Annotated in this window: 17 protein-coding genes; 16 read left to right on the top strand and 1 reads right to left on the bottom strand. The window is 61.3% G+C overall.

The genetic code is table 11. From position 1 onward, the window contains the following. Positions 1–151 precede the first annotated feature (151 nt). From HDG32_RS18530 to HDG32_RS18500, 7 genes are all read left to right on the top strand, one after another. The gene (locus HDG32_RS18530) at positions 152–1,075 is read left to right on the top strand and encodes a LysR family transcriptional regulator (RefSeq protein WP_090811864.1); all 924 of its coding nucleotides are present in this window, start codon (positions 152–154) and stop codon (positions 1,073–1,075) included. A 124-nt stretch (positions 1,076–1,199) separates the two neighbouring features. Continuing rightward, a complete protein-coding gene (locus HDG32_RS18525; RefSeq protein WP_184069659.1) occupies positions 1,200–2,351 on the top strand; it encodes an SRPBCC family protein in 1,152 nt (383 codons plus the stop codon). Between the two features lie 43 nt (positions 2,352–2,394). After that, the gene (locus HDG32_RS18520) at positions 2,395–3,600 is read left to right on the top strand and encodes an ABC transporter ATP-binding protein (protein ID WP_184069657.1); all 1,206 of its coding nucleotides are present in this window, start codon (positions 2,395–2,397) and stop codon (positions 3,598–3,600) included. Between the two features lie 2 nt (positions 3,601–3,602). Then, on the top strand, positions 3,603–4,658 hold the full coding sequence (locus HDG32_RS18515; protein WP_184069655.1) for an ABC transporter substrate-binding protein: 1,056 nt from the start codon (positions 3,603–3,605) through the stop codon (positions 4,656–4,658). A 39-nt stretch (positions 4,659–4,697) separates the two neighbouring features. Further along, positions 4,698–5,954, top strand: a complete 1,257-nt coding sequence (locus HDG32_RS18510; protein WP_184069653.1) for an ABC transporter permease — start codon at positions 4,698–4,700, stop codon at positions 5,952–5,954. A gap of 66 nt (positions 5,955–6,020) precedes the next feature. Beyond that, on the top strand, positions 6,021–6,848 hold the full coding sequence (locus HDG32_RS18505) for an ABC transporter permease (RefSeq protein WP_090810989.1): 828 nt from the start codon (positions 6,021–6,023) through the stop codon (positions 6,846–6,848). A gap of 233 nt (positions 6,849–7,081) precedes the next feature. Further along, positions 7,082–7,531 carry an SET domain-containing protein gene (locus HDG32_RS18500; RefSeq protein WP_184069651.1) on the top strand — a complete coding sequence of 150 codons (450 nt, stop codon included), beginning with the start codon at positions 7,082–7,084 and terminating at the stop codon, positions 7,529–7,531. A 158-nt stretch (positions 7,532–7,689) separates the two neighbouring features. Here HDG32_RS18500 and HDG32_RS18495 read toward each other — a convergent pair whose 3' ends face one another. After that, a complete protein-coding gene (locus HDG32_RS18495) occupies positions 7,690–8,466 on the bottom strand; it encodes an aspartate/glutamate racemase family protein (RefSeq protein ID WP_184069649.1) in 777 nt (258 codons plus the stop codon). Between the two features lie 312 nt (positions 8,467–8,778). On the opposite strand from HDG32_RS18495, the gene HDG32_RS18490 reads away from it, so the two are divergent. The 9 genes from HDG32_RS18490 (at position 8,779) to HDG32_RS18450 (ending at position 18,471) form a co-directional block, all read left to right on the top strand. After that, complete coding sequence (locus HDG32_RS18490; RefSeq protein ID WP_184069647.1) at positions 8,779–9,981, top strand: branched-chain amino acid ABC transporter substrate-binding protein; 1,203 nt, start codon at positions 8,779–8,781, stop codon at positions 9,979–9,981. A gap of 25 nt (positions 9,982–10,006) precedes the next feature. Then, positions 10,007–10,906: a branched-chain amino acid ABC transporter permease gene (locus tag HDG32_RS18485; RefSeq protein ID WP_018422469.1), complete on the top strand. Its 900-nt coding sequence runs from the start codon at positions 10,007–10,009 to the stop codon at positions 10,904–10,906. A 3-nt stretch (positions 10,907–10,909) separates the two neighbouring features. Then, a complete protein-coding gene (locus tag HDG32_RS18480) occupies positions 10,910–12,718 on the top strand; it encodes an ABC transporter permease subunit (RefSeq protein ID WP_184069645.1) in 1,809 nt (602 codons plus the stop codon). Beyond that, positions 12,706–13,437 (top strand): ABC transporter ATP-binding protein, encoded by a 732-nt coding sequence (locus HDG32_RS18475; protein ID WP_184069643.1) that lies wholly within the window; start codon positions 12,706–12,708, stop codon positions 13,435–13,437. The genes HDG32_RS18480 and HDG32_RS18475 overlap by 13 nt, the downstream gene beginning before the upstream one ends. 168 nt (positions 13,438–13,605) lie before the next feature. Next, complete coding sequence (locus tag HDG32_RS18470; RefSeq protein ID WP_184069641.1) at positions 13,606–14,451, top strand: DUF1989 domain-containing protein; 846 nt, start codon at positions 13,606–13,608, stop codon at positions 14,449–14,451. Between the two features lie 107 nt (positions 14,452–14,558). Continuing rightward, positions 14,559–15,803 carry a D-amino acid dehydrogenase gene (locus HDG32_RS18465; RefSeq protein ID WP_184069639.1) on the top strand — a complete coding sequence of 415 codons (1,245 nt, stop codon included), beginning with the start codon at positions 14,559–14,561 and terminating at the stop codon, positions 15,801–15,803. Between the two features lie 351 nt (positions 15,804–16,154). After that, a complete protein-coding gene (locus HDG32_RS18460) occupies positions 16,155–17,525 on the top strand; it encodes a hypothetical protein (RefSeq protein WP_184069637.1) in 1,371 nt (456 codons plus the stop codon). Positions 17,526–17,649: 124 nt separating this feature from the next. Then, positions 17,650–17,841 carry a hypothetical protein gene (locus HDG32_RS18455; RefSeq protein WP_184069735.1) on the top strand — a complete coding sequence of 64 codons (192 nt, stop codon included), beginning with the start codon at positions 17,650–17,652 and terminating at the stop codon, positions 17,839–17,841. A 273-nt stretch (positions 17,842–18,114) separates the two neighbouring features. After that, positions 18,115–18,471, top strand: a complete 357-nt coding sequence (locus HDG32_RS18450; RefSeq protein ID WP_184024102.1) for an STAS/SEC14 domain-containing protein — start codon at positions 18,115–18,117, stop codon at positions 18,469–18,471. Positions 18,472–18,629: the final 158 nt, after the last annotated feature.

Raw genomic sequence — 18,629 nt, 5'->3', positions numbered from 1 at the left:
GATTCAGGTCACTCTCTCTCTTCGGTCGGACAGAATGTACGCCGCGCGGCGGGCAACAAAAACTATATTTTAAAAATGCTTTGCATCGTTTTTCGCTATGCAATCGACAATTGGCGAGCGACAATCGGTTCGACCGAACACGGAGCAACTGATGGACGGCAACTCGATACGCTACTCGTTGCGTCAGCTCAGGTATTTTGTCGTCACGGCCGAGACGCTTTCGTTCACCGCCGCGGCAAAGCGCCTGCACATTTCGCAGCCGTCCATCTCGACGTCGCTCGCGGATCTGGAGGAATCGTTCGGCGTCCAACTGTTCATCCGCCATCACGCCAGCGGGCTGTCGCTCACGCAACCGGGCCGCGATCTGCTCGGCCACGCTCGCAATCTGCTTCAGAACGCCGAAGAATTGCAGCTGACCGCGAAGGAAATCGACGGCGGCATGTCGGGCTCCATCTCGCTGGGCTGCATGGTGTCACTGGCCCCGCCGCTGATGCCAGGCATCATCAGCCGCTTCGTGCGGGACTATCCGGCAGTCACCTTCCGTACGACGGAAGCGCATCAGGACACGCTTTTGAGCGGCCTGCGCGACGGCTCGCTCGATATCGCGCTGACCTACAGCCTCGATATCGCCGATGGAATCGCGTTTACCCCGCTGCTTTCGCTGCCACCGTATGTCATCCTGCCTAAAACACACAGGCTTGCACGGGCCCGCAAAGTGTCGCTGGCCGATCTGCTGCCCGAGCCCTATGTGATGCTGGACCTTCCGCATAGCCGCGAGTACTTCTCCGCGCTGTTCGACGCAGTCGGCAGCCGCCCTACCGCGGCTTTCCGGTCGTCACAGCCTGAAGTGGTGCGTGGCATGGTTGCCAACGGCTTGGGTTACAGCATACTCAACTTCCCGCTGAAGTCGACCCGAACAGTGGACGGCGAAGACTTCGTGATTAAACATTTCAAGGAAAGCGTCAATGCGACGACGCTTGGCATCGCACTATCGGGCGCCGTCAAGCCGCGCGAGGTTGTGAAGCGCTTCTCGGCATTCTGTGAAACGTATATTCGGCGCCTCCACATCGGTTAGCGGCCCGGAAAGCCTCTCGGCATAGGCTTGAGCTATGCACTGCATGCAAAAACAATATTTTACCTAGCAATTTGGATTGTTAGATTGGTGCTCATCGGATGCACACACTGATGGGGGGCCCCCTATGTCAGCCATTCTTCAGTCGACGGACGCTGAGCTCGACATCGTTCGCGCCCTGCGCGAGAACTGCGAGCGTCCGTTCGGGGATGCACACGCAATGCCGCCGGCCGTCTACACGTCGGAGGCGTTTCTCGCGCTCGAACGGCGCGACGTGTTTCGCAACGAGTGGTTGTGCGTGGGCCGCGCGAGCGCGCTCGCACAGAGCGGCGACTACCTGACCGCGCAAATCGACGACCAGCCGATGTTCGTGCTGCGCGATGCGAGCGGTGCGTTGCGCGCATTCTCGAATGTTTGCCTGCATCGGATGTCGATATTGCTTGAAGGGCGCGGCAACGTGCGCCGGATCGTGTGCCCCTATCACGCATGGAACTACACGCTCGATGGTTCGCTCGCGGGCGCGCCGTTGATGGATCGGCAGCCGGGCTTTTGCAAGGAACAATACAAGCTGCCTGCCGTGCGCTGCGAGACGTGGCAAGGCTGGATCTACGTAACGCTCAACGCGCACGCGCCTTCGGTGGAATCACATTTGTCCGGGCTGACGAAGCTGATCGAGCCGTACGGCATGAGCAACTACGTCGAGACCTTCCACGAAGAGCACGTGTGGGACACCAACTGGAAGATCCTCGCGGAAAATTTCATGGAGAGCTACCACTTGCCGATGCTGCATCGCGCAACGGTCGGGCCGCACTCGAAGCTCGAAGAAATGGAATGTCCGCCGGGCTTGCCCGCGTTCAACTATCACTGGATCACCAAGGAAGCATCGCTGCCGATCGGCAACGCGCATCCCGCCAACACGCGCCTGCAAGGGCACTGGCGCCGTACCACCGCGCTGCTGGCGATCTACCCGACACACCTGATCACGCTGACGCCCGGCTACTTCTGGTATCTGATCCTGCAGCCGCGGGGCGTCGGCCGCGTGCATATCCGCTTCGGCGGAGGCCTCGCACCGGATTTCGTCGACGATCCGCGGGCCGCCGATTACATGGCTACGCTGAAGACGCTGCTCGACGAAGTCAACGCCGAGGACCGGCGCGGCGTCGAGGCCGTGTTTCGCGGCGTGCACGCGCCACTCGCGAAGCCTGGCCATCTGAGCCCTCTGGAACGCCCGAATTACGACTTCGCCCGCTATCTGGCGGGACGCCTGGGCGCGAAGTGATTTGCCGCCCCACGTGGACCGCCAACACTCTGCCGAGTTACTCATGTCAAGCCAACCATTTATTTCGTTCGACGGCGTCAGCAAGTCATACGACGGCGTGCATAGCGTCGTCGAGGGACTCGATCTCGATGTCGCGCACGGTGAATTCGTTTCGCTGCTCGGTCCGTCCGGTTCCGGCAAGACCACGACACTGATGATGCTCGCGGGATTCGAAGCGCCGACGCGCGGCGAGATCCGCCTCGCCGGCAAGCGTCTGGACGACAAGCCACCGCATCGGCGCGATATCGGCATGGTGTTTCAGAACTATGCGCTGTTCCCGCACATGACGATTGCCGAGAACGTCGCGTTTCCGCTGTCGGTGCGCAAGATAAGCCGTAGCGAACAGAAAACGCGCGTGACGCGCGTGCTGGACATGGTGGAGTTATCGCATCTGGCGGCACGGCGTCCGTCGCAACTGTCCGGTGGCCAGCAGCAGCGCGTTGCACTTGCCCGCGCGCTGGTTTTCGAGCCGAGCGTGGTGCTGATGGACGAGCCGCTCGGCGCGCTCGACAAACGCCTGCGTGAAACCATGCAATACGAAATCATGCGGCTGCATCGCGAACTGTCGCTGACGATCGTCTACGTGACCCACGACCAGAACGAAGCGTTGACGATGTCGGACCGCGTCGCCGTGTTTTCCGATGGACGCATCCAGCAGGCCGCCGCACCGACCGAACTCTACGAAAACGCGGCGAATGCGTTCGTTGCCAATTTCGTCGGCGAGAACAATGGACTGACCGGTCGCGTCGATTCCTACGGGACGGAATGGGCTGCGATGCAGCTCGCCGACGGCAGCACCGTGTGCGGACGCCCAGGCGTCGGGCTCGCGTCAGGCGACACGGCGGTGCTGGCGCTACGTCCCGAGCGCGCGCACATCGCCGCGACGCCGGACGCTTTGCAGGAAGCGACACGGCAGAACATGAACATCGTGCACGCGCTTGTCGAGGAACTCGTTTACTGCGGCGATCATCATCGCGTGCATCTGAAGCTCGGCCATGGCGAAAGCATGGTCGTCAAGCTGCCGAACACACAGCACCATGACCTGCCCGCGCTCGGCCGTCAGACCGCCGTGACCTGGCGACGCGACGACTGCAAGGTGCTGCCAGCAATGGCGGCCGCGCCGCAATCCACCGCCGGGTCCGGCGGCGTCGACTATTCCACCGTTTCCGTTCCCTCGTCCGCCTCGCCACTTATCGCAGGAGCCAACTAGAAATGAAGACCACACTCTCGTCCTTCCGGACCACCATCGCGGCGTGCGCGCTCGGGGTGTTTGCCACGGCCACGGTTCACGCGGCCGAAACGATTTCCGTCGTCACCTTTGGCGGTGCGTATGAAGCTGCCGCGAAAAAGGCATGGTTCGAACCGTTCACTGCGAAAACCGGCGACCAGTTCTCCACCGAGTCCTACGATGGCGGCCTCGCCAAGCTGCAAGCGATGGAACAGTCGAAGAACCCGACCTGGGATCTGATCGACCTCGAAACCAACGACGAGATCACCGCGTGCGACGAAGGCCTCATCGCCAAGTTCGACAAGAAGTTGCTCGGCAACACCAGTGACTTCCTGCCGGGCTCGATCAGTGATTGCGCCGTCGCGGCGATGGTATGGTCCACCGTCTATGCGTATGACACCAGCAAGCTGAAATCTGCGCCGACCACCATCAACGATTTCTTCGACCTCAACAAGTACCCGGGCAAGCGCGGCATGCGCAAATCGCCGAAGGTCGCGATGGAATGGGCGTTGATAGCCGATGGCGTGGCGCCCAAGGACGTCTACAAGACGCTCTCCACGCCGGCTGGCGTCGATCGCGCGTTCAAGAAGCTCGACACCATCAAGCCGAGCATCGTCTGGTGGGAGGCGGGTGCGCAGGCGCCGCAACTGCTCGCCGACGGCGCGGTCGTGATGACGCAGGCGTACAACGGCCGGATCGACGACGCCGTGCACAAGGACAAGAAGCCCTTCAAGATCGTCTGGGATGCACAGGTGTACGACTACGAATGGTGGGCCGTGGTCAACGGCGCGAAGCATGCCGACGCGGCGCGGAAGTTCATCGTCGCATCCTCGACACCGCAGGCCTATGCGGACCTGTCGAAGTACATCGCGTACGCGCCGCCGCGCAAGGACGCCATTCCGCTGATCGACAAGGCGCGTCTGAACGATCTGCCGACAGCGCCGGAGAACTTCAAACGCCCGCTGCAAATCAACGCGACGTTCTGGGCCGACAACGCGGATGCGATCAACAAGCGGTTCCAGAACTGGCTGGCGCAGTAGCGCCAGATCGAACGAACGTCACCCGGGAGATCGAGCACGATGAACACGCAGCTGCCGTCCACCGCCCCTTTTGGCCGCGGCCCGCAGGCCGCGAACCGCGAGTCGTTCCGCGCCGCGCGCCGCAAGGCCGCGATGCGCGCGTTGCTGCTGGCTTTGCCGTTGCTCATCTTTCTGCTGGTGACGTTCGTCGCGCCGATCGCGAGCCTGCTCGCGCGCAGCGTGCGAAACCCTGAAGTGCGCGCCGGCATGCCGCAATTGAGCACGGCGCTGGCCGGATGGGACGGTGCGGGCGTACCCGGCGAACCGGCCTTTGCCGCACTCGCGCACGACCTGAAGGACGCCAGCGAATCCGGCCAGCTCGGCAATATCGCGCGACGCATGAACTTCTCTCAACCAGAGTTCCGCAGCCTGCTGTTCAAGACGGCGCGTGCCACACGTTCGCAAACGCCCGCGCAATGGAAGCCCGCCCTGATCGATCTGGATGAACGCTGGAACACACCGGAAACCTGGCGGCTCCTCAAGCGTGCGTCGATCTCGCCCACGCCCGACTATTTGCTGAACGCCGTCGACGCGCAAGTCGCGCCCGATGGCTCGGTGACGTCCGTCGCGGCGGACAGCGCCATCTTCCGCGCCGCCTTCGGACGCACGGTCACGATCAGTGCGACGGTCACGCTGCTGTGCCTGGTGCTGGGTTATCCCGTGGCGTATCTGCTCGCGACATTGCCGGAGAACCAGAGCAACCGGCTGATCCTCTTCGTGATCGTACCGTTCTGGACATCGCTGCTGGTGCGGACCACCGCGTGGTATGTGCTGCTGCAACCGGGTGGTGTGATCAACAGCGCGTTGCTCCGCTTTGGGCTCATCAATCATCCGTTGTCGCTGATTTTCAATCGCACGGGTGTGTTGATCGGCATGACGCACATCCTGCTGCCATACATGATCCTCGCGATCTTTTCGGTGATGAAAGGTGTCCCGCCCGTGTACATGCGGGCGGCGAAATCCCTCGGCGCGCATCCGGCTGTGGCCTTCGTGCGAGTGTATATTCCGCAAACGCTGCCGGGTGTCGGCGCGGGATGTTTTCTCGTGTTCGTGCTCGCGCTCGGTTATTACATCACCCCCGCCCTGCTAGGCGGCGCCGGCGACGAAATGATCAGCCAGCTGATCGCGTCGCAGACCAACGATCAGCTCAACTGGGGACTCGCGGGTGCGTTGTCGTGCTATCTGATCGCATTCACGGCGGTGTTCTATTTCATCTTCAACCGGCTGGTCGGTATCGACCGCTTGCGCTTCGGCTAACGCGCCGCGCAACCGACGCTAATGGGTTGTCGCTCCTTCGTATGGTTGATCAACAGGCAGACTCAGATGAAAGACGGACGAACCCGGCTACTCTCGGAACGCATCGCGGGCGCGGGACTACGTGTGCATTGCGCGCTCATTTTCTTTTTCCTCGTCGCGCCGATCCTCGCGATCGTGCCGCTGTCGTTCAACTCCGGCTCATTCTTCTCGTACCCGATGCAGGGCTTCTCGCTGCGCTGGTACGCGCAGGCGCTGAGTTCGCCGGACTGGCAACGCGCGTTGGCGAACAGCATCGGCATCGGCGCTGCGTCGACGCTGATCGCGACGGTGCTCGGCACGCTCGCCGCGCTCGGCTTGAGCCGCACGCAGTTTCCTTACCGCTCGATCATCATGCCGATCATCGTGTCGCCGATGATCGTGCCTATCGTTGTCGTCGCGGCAGGGTTTTATCTGGTCTTTTCGCCGCTCGGCCTGGTCAATTCGTATCTCGGCGTCGTGCTTGCGCATGCCGCGCTCGGTACGCCCTTCGTGGTGATCACCGTGACGGCTTCGCTGCTGTCGTTCGATCAAAGCCTGCTTCGCGCTGCGTCGGGGCTGGGCGCGCAGCCGTGGGTCGCGTTTCGTCGCGTCACGCTCCCGCTGATCACGCCCGCCGTCGCAACGGGCAGTGTGTTCGCATTCGCGACGTCGTTCGACGAAGTGATCGTCATTCTGTTCATTGGCGGCCCCGAGCAGCGCACCGTGCCGCGGCAGATGTGGAGTGGCATCCGTGACCAGATCGACCCATCGATCCTTGCCGTGGCCACACTGCTGATGGCGTTCGCCATCGCCCTGTTCGCCTGCATGAACTGGTTGCGCAAGCGCGCAGCGGCGGCCAGCCGCTCGTTTGGCTGAGCCGACTGTTGTGCCAGCGTGATGCCGTGGACATGCGACTTGATGACCTCCCTGTAACCGTCGACCGTTGCCAGCCTCGTTGCGGCAAAGCCGGAACCCTTGGCGCGGTCCGTCCTTGGCTGTTAGTTGCGCTTTTAAAAAGAAAAATATTGAGCGCCTGACTGTGTGGCGATATGCTTCGCATCGCCGCTCAACCACATGCAACGACCGAGGGTCGCGAAGGAAACGACAAAATGCGATTGCGACGCATCACCGCACGACGCTCACCAGTGCATGGCATGGGACTGTTTGCCCTGCAGCCGATCGCCCCGGGCGAACGGGTGATCGAGTACAAGGGGGAAGTGACCAGCTGGCGGCGCGCCGCCGCCCGTCAGCGAGCCGACGCGGGCCACACGTTCGTGTTTGGGCTGTCCAGCGGACGAGTGATCGACGGCAGCCGCGGCGGCAACAGCGCCCGCTTTCTGAACCATGCGTGCGCCCCCAACTGCGAGGCCATCGAGACGGGCGACCGGGTGTTCATTCATGCGCTCGCCACGATCGCACCCGGGGAGGAGCTTTTCATCAATTACGGTCTGTCAGTGGACGGCGCGGTCACCGACGACATTCGCGCCCAGTACGCGTGTCATTGCGGCGCGCCGGCATGTCGTCGAACCATGCTGGGAAATGACGGACGGTCGTCGTAGTCCTGCCGCCGCGCAGACGCTTCGATGAGCGATTCCTGCGGCGGTTCATCCGACTCGCCTGCCGCGTCCGTGGTGCGCGTCGATGTCTGGAACATGGCCTCGGCGTCGATCGCCGCATGGTCGCCCCGTCGCGCTGCGTCGCGTTTCAAGGTACAACGTCACAGCGCAAACAGCCGCCCAAGATGAGGCTCGCAATCTCCCACGCCGGCGAGCCGCAACGCGTGCCACGCCATCGCGTAGTTGCTCGATATCACCGGCTTGCCGATCGCCGCCTCTAGCTCCGGAATCAACCCGGCGATGCGCAAGCTCGTGCACGATACGAAAATCGCGTCCACGTCACGATTGCGCGCAAGTCGCTCAACACCAGTTCGCACCGACGCCGCATCGATCCGCGCCACTTCGTTATCGTTCGCATGCTCGAACGACGCCATGCGCGTAATGCCGTGACCACGCGACTCGATATAGTCGCGCATGTATTCGTTGATCGAACGCACATAGGGAGTAAGCAGGGCCGTACGTTGGACGCCTAGTGCGCGAAGCGCCGCCAGCGCCGCGGTGATCGGCGTAGTGCACGCGGCGTCCGCACGCGCTTCGCGAATCCGCGCGAACACCTTTTCCTCCCCAATCACCATCGACGCGGACGTGCAGCCAAACGCCACCACATCGATACGCTCGGCCGGACGGATCAGCGCGACCGCCGGCGCAATACGGTCCTCCATTTCCGCTAGCCGTTCGGGCGTGATGTCCGCGGAGTTATACACACGGCTTTCGTAGAACGCCACGCCGTCCTGCGTCAGCAAGCCCCGCCACTCATGCTCGATCGTATGATCGGTGGCGAGCACCACGAGCCCAATCGCGGCACGACGGCCGATGCCGTCGTCCAGCGTGAAATCGAGCTTCGTGTACACGTCGTCATGCCGTGCAATCGCACTCATTTCGGAGTCGTCCTGTCATGTCGCGTTCGCCGCTCGCGAGTCTCTGTCGTCACTGCCTCTTAAAGGTAGGGGATTGCCGGCGCCTTTGTGGAATGGTTTATACGCAAATACCCTATACCGTCCCAACGCACACCGGCTTCTATCATGAAAGAAGCGCTTTAGTGTCAGCGCTCCGGTGAAACCAGCAGTCACGCCGTTGACCTGGTGGGTATGAATCACACGCAATCGCCCCATTTCCGTCCGCTTTCCGATGTCACCGGTATACCCGTGCGGCGGATCGTCCGATCCCTCTCACAATAAGGAGTCTCTAACATGTTTGCTCTGACGATTGGCTGGTCCGGTGCAAAGCGGGGCTCGCGGCAAACGGCCTTTGCGGGCATGGCGGCCGCCGTGGCCCTGCTTGTCGGCATGGCTCCCGGTTCGGCGCTAAGCCAGGGCGCCACCATCAAGATCGGCGTGCCCGTCCCGCTGTCGGGCAGCAGTGCCAATGCCGGCACGGATATTGTCAATGGCGCGAAGCTCGCCGCCGCCAGAATCAACGCGGCCGGTGGCGTGCTCGGCAAGCAGATCGAGCTGGTGCCCGAGGACGACGCCTGTGATGCGCAGACCGCGGTGCAGGCGGCACAGAAACTCGTCGATGCGGGCGTTGTCGCGGTAGCGGGCGGATATTGCTCAAGCGCGGCGCTGCCGGAATCGACAACCTTTCATCGCGCCGGGATTCCCTACGTGCTGGATGCGTCGACGAATCCGCAACTGACCGAGATGGGGTACGACAACGTGTTCCGCACGATCGGCCGTGACGACCAGCAGGGCCCATTCGCGGCAAGCTTCATGAAAGACGTTCTGCACGCGAAGCGCGTGGCGGTGATCGACGACAACACGACCTATTCCAAAGGCCTCGCCCAGAACACCGTGCAAGCCCTGAAGAAGGACGGTGTCGATGTCGTGTACGCCAATTCGATCACCCCCGGACAGATGGACTATTCACCGACGCTCACGCGGGTCTCCTCACTGAAGCCTGACGTGATCTACTACACAGGCTATTTCTCCGAAGCCGGCCTGCTGGTCAAGGAGGCGCGGCAACTGGGTCTGAAAATGACCTTCATGGGCGGCGACGCCACCAATGACCCCACCCTGATGAAGACGGCCGGTCCCGCCGCCGACGGCATGATCATCACGACGGCACCGCTCGCGCAGTTCCTGAGCGGCGCGCACGCCTACGTCGATGACTATACGAAGGCTTACGGGCAAGCGCCGGGACCGTACTCGGTCTATGAATACGATGCTGTCGGGGTCACGGCGAAAGCCATCGCGGACGCGAAATCGGCACAGCCTGCCGCGATCACGGCTGCTCTGCACAAGATCTCGAACTACCCGGGCGCGACCGGAACGATTGCCTTCAATTCGAAGGGGGACCGCAGCAAAGCCGTGTACATCACCATCATCGTGCACAACGACCACTTCGAGCCCTACCAGAGGCAGGATGCGAGCGGACATTGGGTGGCGATGAAGTAGGCGTCATTGCGCGCGCGCCCCCGTCATGAGCGACTTCTTCCAGTTCGTCATCGAAGGGCTGACGACCGGCTCGTTCTACGCGCTCGTCGCCCTCGGCTACACGATGGTCTACGGAATCATCCGGCTGATCAACTTCGCTCATGGCGACCTGTTCATGGTCGGCGCGTTCATCGGCTGGACCGGTCTGATGGTGCTTGCATCCGCGCATCTGCCGCTCGCCCTGGCGCTGCTGATCGCCCTTGTGGCCGCCATGACGGTCACAGGCGCGCTCGGCCTGCTGATCGAGCGGCTCGCGTATCAGCCGTTGCTGCGCGCGCCGCGGCTGTCGATTCTTATTACGGCGCTGGGTGTCTCGCTGGCGCTGCAAAATGGGGTGCTGCTGATCTACGGCGCGGGCTTTCGCACCTATCCGCACGTGCTGAGCCAGGCCGGATTCGAACTCCACGGCGTGCAGATCACCTTCGCGCAGATCGGCATCATCGTGACGAGCCTGGCCCTGATGCTGGCACTGTATTTCTTCGTTCACCACACTTTCCTCGGCACCGCGATGCGCGCGCTGGCAATCGATCAGGACGCCGCGCGTCTGATGGGCATCGACGTCGAACGCCTGATCCAGCTCACCTTTCTGCTCGGGTCGGTGCTGGCCGCCGTGGCGGGCGTCATGGAAGGTCTTTACTACACGCAGATCAATTTCTTCATGGGCTTCGTGCTAGGCCTGCGCGCGTTCACCGCCGCCGTGCTCGGCGGCATCGGCAACATCCCGGGCGCGATGGCGGGCGGCATCCTGATTGGCCTGCTCGAAGCCTTCGGCGCGGGCTATGTCTCTTCGCAATGGACCGACGTGTTCGTCTTCGGCGTGCTGATCGCCGTGCTCGTGATCAAGCCGACCGGGCTGTTCGGCGAACGCGTTGTCGAGAGAATGTAGTCCATGAGCGCCAGTCAGGCTTCCGCGCGTTGGGCCAGGCCTGTCGGCGGTGCGCTGCTGGCCGCCGCCGTGGCGCTGCCCGCTGTCGTCAGCAACTATGTCGTCGATGTCGGCCTGACCATCGTCACCTATTCGATCCTGGGTCTTGGGCTGAACATCGTAGTCGGTTATGCCGGATTGCTCGATCTGGGCTACGCGGCCTTCTTCGCGATCGGCGCGTACACGACGGCGTTGCTGGAAACCCTGCTGCACTTCTCGTTCTGGGAGACGCTGCCGTTCAGTCTGGCGTTCGCCGGGGTATCGGGCATCGTCATCGGCTATCCCACCCTGCGCCTGCGCAGCGACTATCTGGCGATCGTCACGCTGGGGTTCGGCGAAATCACGCGTATCGTCGCCACCAACCTCGACATCACGGGCGGCCCGAACGGCATCTTCGGCATCGCGAGCCCGAGCCTGTTCGGTTTCGAGATCAGTTCGCCGCTAGCGCTCTACGAACTGGGCATGGCGTTCCTCGTGCTGGTGCTCGGGTTCGCCATCCGGCTCGGCCAGTCGCGGCTGGGCCGCGCCTGGACTAGCATCCGCGAGGACGAGGCAGCTGCCGAGGCCGTCGGCGTGCCGACGCTGCGCGTCAAGCTGCTCGCCTATGTGATGGGCGCGCTGATCGGCGGGCTGGGCGGCAGCCTGTTCGCCGCCCGCTTCGGCACCATCGATCCGACCGGCTTCACCTATCTGCAGTCCGTCACGATCCTGATTGTCGTCGTGCTCGGCGGCCGGGGCAGCATTCCCGGTGTGCTCCTCGGCGCCATCATCGTCGCCGGCCTGCCGGAGATTCTGCGTTTTCTCAACCTCTGGCGCATCTTCGCTTTCGCGATCGGGCTCGTGATCCTGATGCTGTTAAGGCCGCAGGGGTTGTGGCCAGCGCCGTTGCGCCGCGTCGCACCGGCGCGCAAGGGCGCTGACGCCGATCGCGTCGCTGTGCCCGATCACGCCGTCACCGATGAGATCCTGCTGGAGGTGCGCGACATGCAGCGCCGCTTCGGTGGCGTGCTGGCGGTCGGCGGTGTCAGCTTCATGGTGCGAAGCGGCGAGATCGTGAGCCTGATCGGTCCGAACGGCGCCGGCAAGACCACCGTGTTCAACTGCCTGACCGGCGTCATCCGCCCGACTGGCGGCCAGATCGTCTGGTGCGGGGAACGGCTTGCCGGCGGCGCGCCTCATCGCATCGTCCATCAAGGCATGGCGCGCACCTTCCAGGGCATCCGCCTGTTCGGCCACATGACGGCCTTCGAAAACGTCCTGACCGGCATGGACCATCGGCTTCGGACACCGCTCGCAGCCGAGCTTCTGGCGTTGCCGTCCGCGCGCGCCGAGGCGGCGGACCATTCCACCGAGGGCCTGCGCTGGCTCGCCTTCGTCGGTCTTGCCGGCAGGGCGGGCGAGCGCGCCGCCGATCTGCCCTACGGCGACCAACGCAGGCTGGAGATCGCCCGTGCGCTCGCCAGCAGCCCTCGCCTGCTGCTGCTCGACGAGCCGGCTGCAGGCATGAACCCGACCGAGAAACGCGCGCTGATGGAACTGATCCGGCGCATCCGGGATCATGGCGTGACGGTGCTGCTGATCGAGCACGACATGATGCTGGTGATGGGCGTGTCGGACCGGATCATCGTGATGGACCACGGCGTCATCATCGCCGAGGGCCAGCCCGCCGCGATCCAGGCGGACCCGCGGGTGATCGATGCCTATCTCGGCACAGCCGGAAAGGACGAGGCGAGCGACGATACTGCCGGGGAGAAATCGCTGTGGGACTCCTAGAAATCCGCGATCTGCGTGTGAGCTATGGGACTGTCGAAGTGCTGCACGGCATCTCGCTGGACGTCGCGGAAGGCGAGATCGTCGCGTTGCTCGGCAGCAACGGCGCGGGAAAAACGACCACGCTGCGGGCGATTTCCGGATTGATCCGGCCGCGCGCGGGCGACATTGCGATGGCTGGCCAGCGCCTGACGGGCTTGCGCGCACACCAGATCGTGGCGCTGGGTCTCGGTCATGTGCCCGAGGGGCGGCGCATTTTCGGGGCGCTGACGGTGGAGGAAAATCTGCATCTCGGCGGCTATCTGATCCGGCGCGACAGTGCGGCCTTGCAACAGCGAAGGGATCAGCTCTATGCGACTTTCCCCCGGCTCGGCGAGCGACGCAGCCAGCTGGCTGGCACGCTCAGCGGCGGCGAACAGCAGATGCTGGCGATTGCCCGAGCCCTGATGCTGCGCCCGCGTATCGTGGTGCTGGACGAACCGTCGATGGGACTCGCGCCGAAGCTGGTCCGCGCGATCTTCGGCATGATCGCCGACATCTGCCGCGAAGGCACCTCGATTCTCCTCGTCGAGCAGAACGCCCGCCAGGCGCTGCGGATCGCTCATCGGGCTTACGTGCTGGAGAGCGGGCACATTGCGCTTGCGGGGTCCGCCCGCGAGCTGGCTCAGGATAGCCGGGTCCGCTCTGCCTATCTGGGCGGCAGTGCCATCTCGGCAGAGTAACCCGCCAACTGGGCAATCGACCTTGGCTGAAACGGGTCAGACGTAATGGAGGCAAAACATGTCGGAGATCGATAAGGAAAAGGTCGCTGCAGTGCTGCGTCGCCCGAGCGATGACGACGCCGCCTCGTCGCGGCACGGCGCCGGCCTGAGTTCGACGGAGCATGCATCATGCTGAATTATCCTGCTGCCTATCAGTCCACCAAAGGCTCAGCGCTCGACGTCGACAAGACGTTCTATCAGCGCATCGCCTCACAGCACGACACCCGCACGCTGGTCGAATCGATCGTCGTGCCGATCCGCTCGGGGCAAGCGTGGACCGTGCCGGCCGGCCACGTGTTTCGCATTGTCACGATCGAAGGCCCGCAGGTTGCCGATCTGAACATGTGGAACCGGCACAACCCGCGCGAGCGCATGTGGGCATCGCGCACGCGCCAGTTGCAGCAGGCGCACGTGAGCACGTTCGACCGTCTGTGGTCGACGCTGCCATTCCTGCGTCCGATGGTGACCATCACGGACGACAGTCTCGCAGGCTACGGCGTCGACGAGCACGGCGGCCGTGTCCACGATCTGCTCGGCACGCGCTGCGACCCCTACGTGAACCGCATGCTGACCGGCGAGGATTTTCATTTTCACTGCCACTCCAACCTGACGCGCGCCATCGCCCCGTATGGATTGACTGAGTACGACGTCCACGACGTGCTCAACGTGTTCCAGTGCACCGGCCTGAATCTCGAAGACAAATACTTCATGAAGGCGTGTCCGGCAAAGAAAGGCGATTACCTCGAATTCTTCGCGGAGATCGACTTGCTGTGCGCGCTGTCGACCTGTCCGGGCGGCGATCTGTCAGTGCCGATGTGGGGACCCGACGCGCGCGATCCGCTGGAAGTGTGCCGGCCGCTTGGCGTCGAGGTCTGGCAACTCGCGCCACAGATGCTGGATGGGTGGACGCCGCCGGCCGTGGCTGCCTACAAAGGGCAGCACGGAATGGTGCTGAATCAGCCGCAATGGAAGTGAGACTGGTGCTTCCTGTCCAGCAGGAATCGATGGCGGCGCAGCACAAAAGCCGGAGCGAGACCGCGCTGCCTTGAATGCCCGCCGGCCCCCTTGTATCTGAGGACATCATGAAAGTTGTCGTGCTCGGTGGCGGGGTAGTCGGTGTGACAACCGCGTACCAGTTGCAGAAGGACGGCCATGAGGTCGTGATCGTCGAGCGGCAGCCTTTAGTCGCATCGGAAACCAGTTGGGGCAACGCGGGCATGATCGCGCCCGGGCATTCCTTTGTCTGGTCCTCGCCCAAAGCGCCGATGATTCTGCTCAAATCGCTGGTGCTGAAAGATCAGGCGTTGCGCTTCAAGTTCTCGGCGGATCCCAGGCTTTACAGCTGGTCGTGGCGTTTCCTGATGGAATGCACATCAGAGAAGGCACGCCGCAATACCCTGCTCAAGCATCGGCTTGCCGCGTACTCGCAACGCGTGCTACAGAATGTGATCGCTGAGGACGCCATTGAATACGATCGAAATGACCGCGGAATCCTGTATTTTCATCGGACGCAGGAAGCGCAGGATCGCGGAGTCGAACACATGAAGCTGCTGGAATCCGATGGGCAAGTCATCAGGGTTCTCAGCCGCGATCAGGTCGTCGCACTCGACCCGTCGCTGGCTTCGGCAAAAGACAGGATAGCGGGTGCCATTTACTGCCCGACCGATGAGACCGGAGACCCTGCGAAGTTCACCCGCGCCCTTGCGGAAAAGATTGTCGCGCGTGGCGGTACGCTTCTGACGCACACCACCATCGACGGCTTCGAAACCGCTGGGCAGGACGTGGTGGGCATAAGAACGAGTCGAGGCCTTGTAAAAGCCGACGCGTATGTGCTCGCCCTTGGCCCCTATAGTCCGGTTCTTGGCCGACAGATCGGCATCGATCTTCCGATCTATCCGATCAAGGGATACTCCCTCACGATTCCGATCGATGGCCGGCCCATGCCGCCCTCCGTTGCAGTGGTCGACGAGCACAACCTGGTCGCAGTCTCGCGCTTCGGCGACCGGATCCGGGTCACCGCAACGGCGGAGTTTGCCGGCTACGACACGAGCCATAAGCCTTCTGATTTTGCGTTTATGAAAAGCGTGACACAAGAACTCTACCCGGCCGGCGCCAACTACGATCGCGCCGAAATGTGGGCCGGTCTCAGGCCGATGACGCCGACGAACCTGCCGTTTCTTGGGCGCAGGAAGTATCGCAATCTTTATCTGAATACCGGTCACGGTCATATCGGCTGGACCATGTCGCACGGATCGGCTCGAATCACGGCCGACCTGATCGCGGGACGAACCCCGGCGATTCCGATGGTGGGGCTGCTTTGCGACTGATGGCGACGCGTTTTGCAGCCAAAACATGGGGCCCCAGCCGAACGATGCCAGCAAACTATTGCATCGACCGGTCGAATCCGCCGCACATGACCCGTCGGTACACGTCGCGCTCAAGGAATTGCGACTTCGAGACGCGTTATCGCGCGTCGGTCGCGATGTGTGACGGCATTGAAGTATCGGGAGACATTCCACCCTGATCTGTCAGACCGTTCGGCTCAGTATGGCATCATGAAGGCGGGATTAAGCGGAGGCGGAAACACGGCAGCATGAAAACGCTGGCACCGCGAATGTCATCGCCAACGTAAACGCCGATTTCCTGATTGACACAAAAAACCTATATAGAATCGCAAGATGAACTCGAAGAATAGAACGGATGCAATGAAAATATTCGCATCCACCGTATGTTTAGTTTTGTTTTCAATATGGATAGTTTCTCTTAGAAAGGAAATAAACGCCGACGATGTCGTGTCATTCTCCCAAGCGAAAGATCTTATTGAGTTTGGCAGCTTGAGAGGATGGACTTACCCCGGTGCGCCATCGTTTTTTCCAGATATATTGCTATCAATACCATTTGAAATTCTTGCTCGAACTCCGTATTTTTTTCATCTGGTAACGGCGCCCGTTCAAGTACTGATATTTGTATTTGCATGCAGCCTTCTAACATCGAAGGAACGCCCTTTCGCCCAAACATACACAAAACTAGCGATATCGTTAATCGCTATCGCGGTGAGCGGCCTGCTGGTGATCGGAAAAGACTTTTATTTTCTGATTGAAACGGTCTTTAGCTTCGAACATCACGGCTTCGCAGCAGTGCTAGCCGTAATTCTATATTTCTACGTAAAAAGCCATTTCAAGCTCACCGTCCTGAACAGTGCCGTTTTGGTAATCGTGATTTTTTTGCTCGGCATATCAGATCTTTATTTCGTTCTCTGGTTTGGGGCACTGTTGGCATCGGAGGCCATATTCGGCGAGAGAAAAAAATTTCTCGCCTTTACTGTGGCCTTCTCCGCTTTGGCAATATTTATCTTTCTTGTCTCGCTTGAAATTAATTCCTCGCTGGCCATTCAGGCTAAAAATTCCGCAGCCGAGGATTATACTGATAAATTTAGAAATTTATTTCATATTGCCATAATTTTGTTTTTCATGATTTCTATTTTTATAAAAACAAAATCGTTCAAATATAGCAAATCACTGTGCGCAGCCGCCATTTTTTCGATCGCCGTGGTCTGTGCCGCCGGATTGATTCATAACACATATGAATTTCGCTATCTATCCATAACCTACATAATTTCTGCCTGGATGTTTCATGATCTGATAGATCGCTCAATTAAGATTAAAAATATCGTTGCCCTGACGTCGATAATATTGCTGGTCGCGCTCGCGGCAGCGCCGAAGATCCCGCAAAACGAAAACTTCCAGCGAGAAATTGATTGCCTGTCTCGCCAGGGGATAAGTGGCAGCACCGTTTATGCAGAGTATTGGCCGGCGAAGATCATATTCGAAGGAACAAATAGAGTTTTTAACTTGATACAGATCGATCGAGATTTAAACGAGACGAGCTGGAATTACAACTCAAGATGGAAATCACTGCACAACGACAATGGGGTCTCTTATTACCTGACCGACCATTTAAGTCATAATGCCACACAACATTTGATCGACATTAAAGGCTCTGAACTGATTTGTGACGGAAAGATCGTTACCGTAAAAGCGCAACAGTAGGATCTGACGGTGACCGTCACACCACGGCTCGACTTTTGCATCTTGGCCGAGCGCGATAGCGGCCTGTCACGCGCAGTTTTTCGCCATCAGAACCACTCCAACTGTTCGTGATCGTGCCGCAGTCGTGAGCCACGCGCCCATCACGCCGTACCGCGGCCGGCCGGTGTGCGCGATCCTGCTGTACCGGGTCAGCCGCATCTGGCTGATCGCCCATCGCGGACAGATGCACGACGATCCAGTGCTGTTTGCCGCGAAGGACCGCGCGAGCTGGCTCATGATCGCACTTTGCGCGGCGTGTTTCTGGACGGCGATCTAGATGGGCGCCCTGCCGCGGCGCATCGCTGGGACATGGCGTGTTCATGGCGGGCGATCATGCGTCGGATGGCCCGCGCTCATGGCCGTCCTCTGCCCTTCTGCGATACGCTCGCAATCGCCCCGAAGGTGGCGCCGATGGCCTCGACTGCCTCTCAGGGGAAGATCGGCTCGTAACCTAACCGAGCGAGTGGAAAGAGGTACCATGAGTACGCCGTCGGACGCCAGGCTCATCCGTGCCTGAGCGTGTAACGTCTCTCTGGCTAGAGGTCCTGCCATGATCCTGTATCACACCGTCCCCGATTCGTCGGTCATCGAAATATCCGTCGAAGGCAAAATCACCGACCACGAACTGCGCGAAGCCATCGAGCGCATGCGTGGTGATCTTGAACTGAACGGTAAGACCCGCGTGCTCGAACGCATCGAGCATTTCAGCGGCATCGAGCCGAAGGCGCTATGGACCGACCTGACGCTCGGCGTCTCCGTCGCCCGCAAGGTCACGCGCGCCGCCGTGGTGGCCGACGCGGGCTGGATTCGCGCCTCGATGCATTTGGCCCGGTTCTTCACGAAGGCTGAAATCAAGGCGTTCCACGTCAACGAGCTGGAACAGGCGCGAGCCTGGATCAACGCCTGAACGTCGTCTCCAGCCGACCGCATCGGGCGGAGGCCGGCCAGTTGGAGCCGCACGACTCAACATCAGAACTGTTACCGCCGAATCAAGGACACGGAGCGCAACAATCCTATGATGGAATGAGGCCGCGCGACACGCGCGGAAAAGCGCTAAAACATGTA

The sequence above is a fragment of the Paraburkholderia sp. CI2 genome (assembly GCF_014201055.1).
GTDB classification, from domain to species: Bacteria; Pseudomonadota; Gammaproteobacteria; order Burkholderiales; family Burkholderiaceae; genus Paraburkholderia; species Paraburkholderia tuberum.
This window is presented reverse-complemented; position numbering and strand designations above follow the sequence as displayed.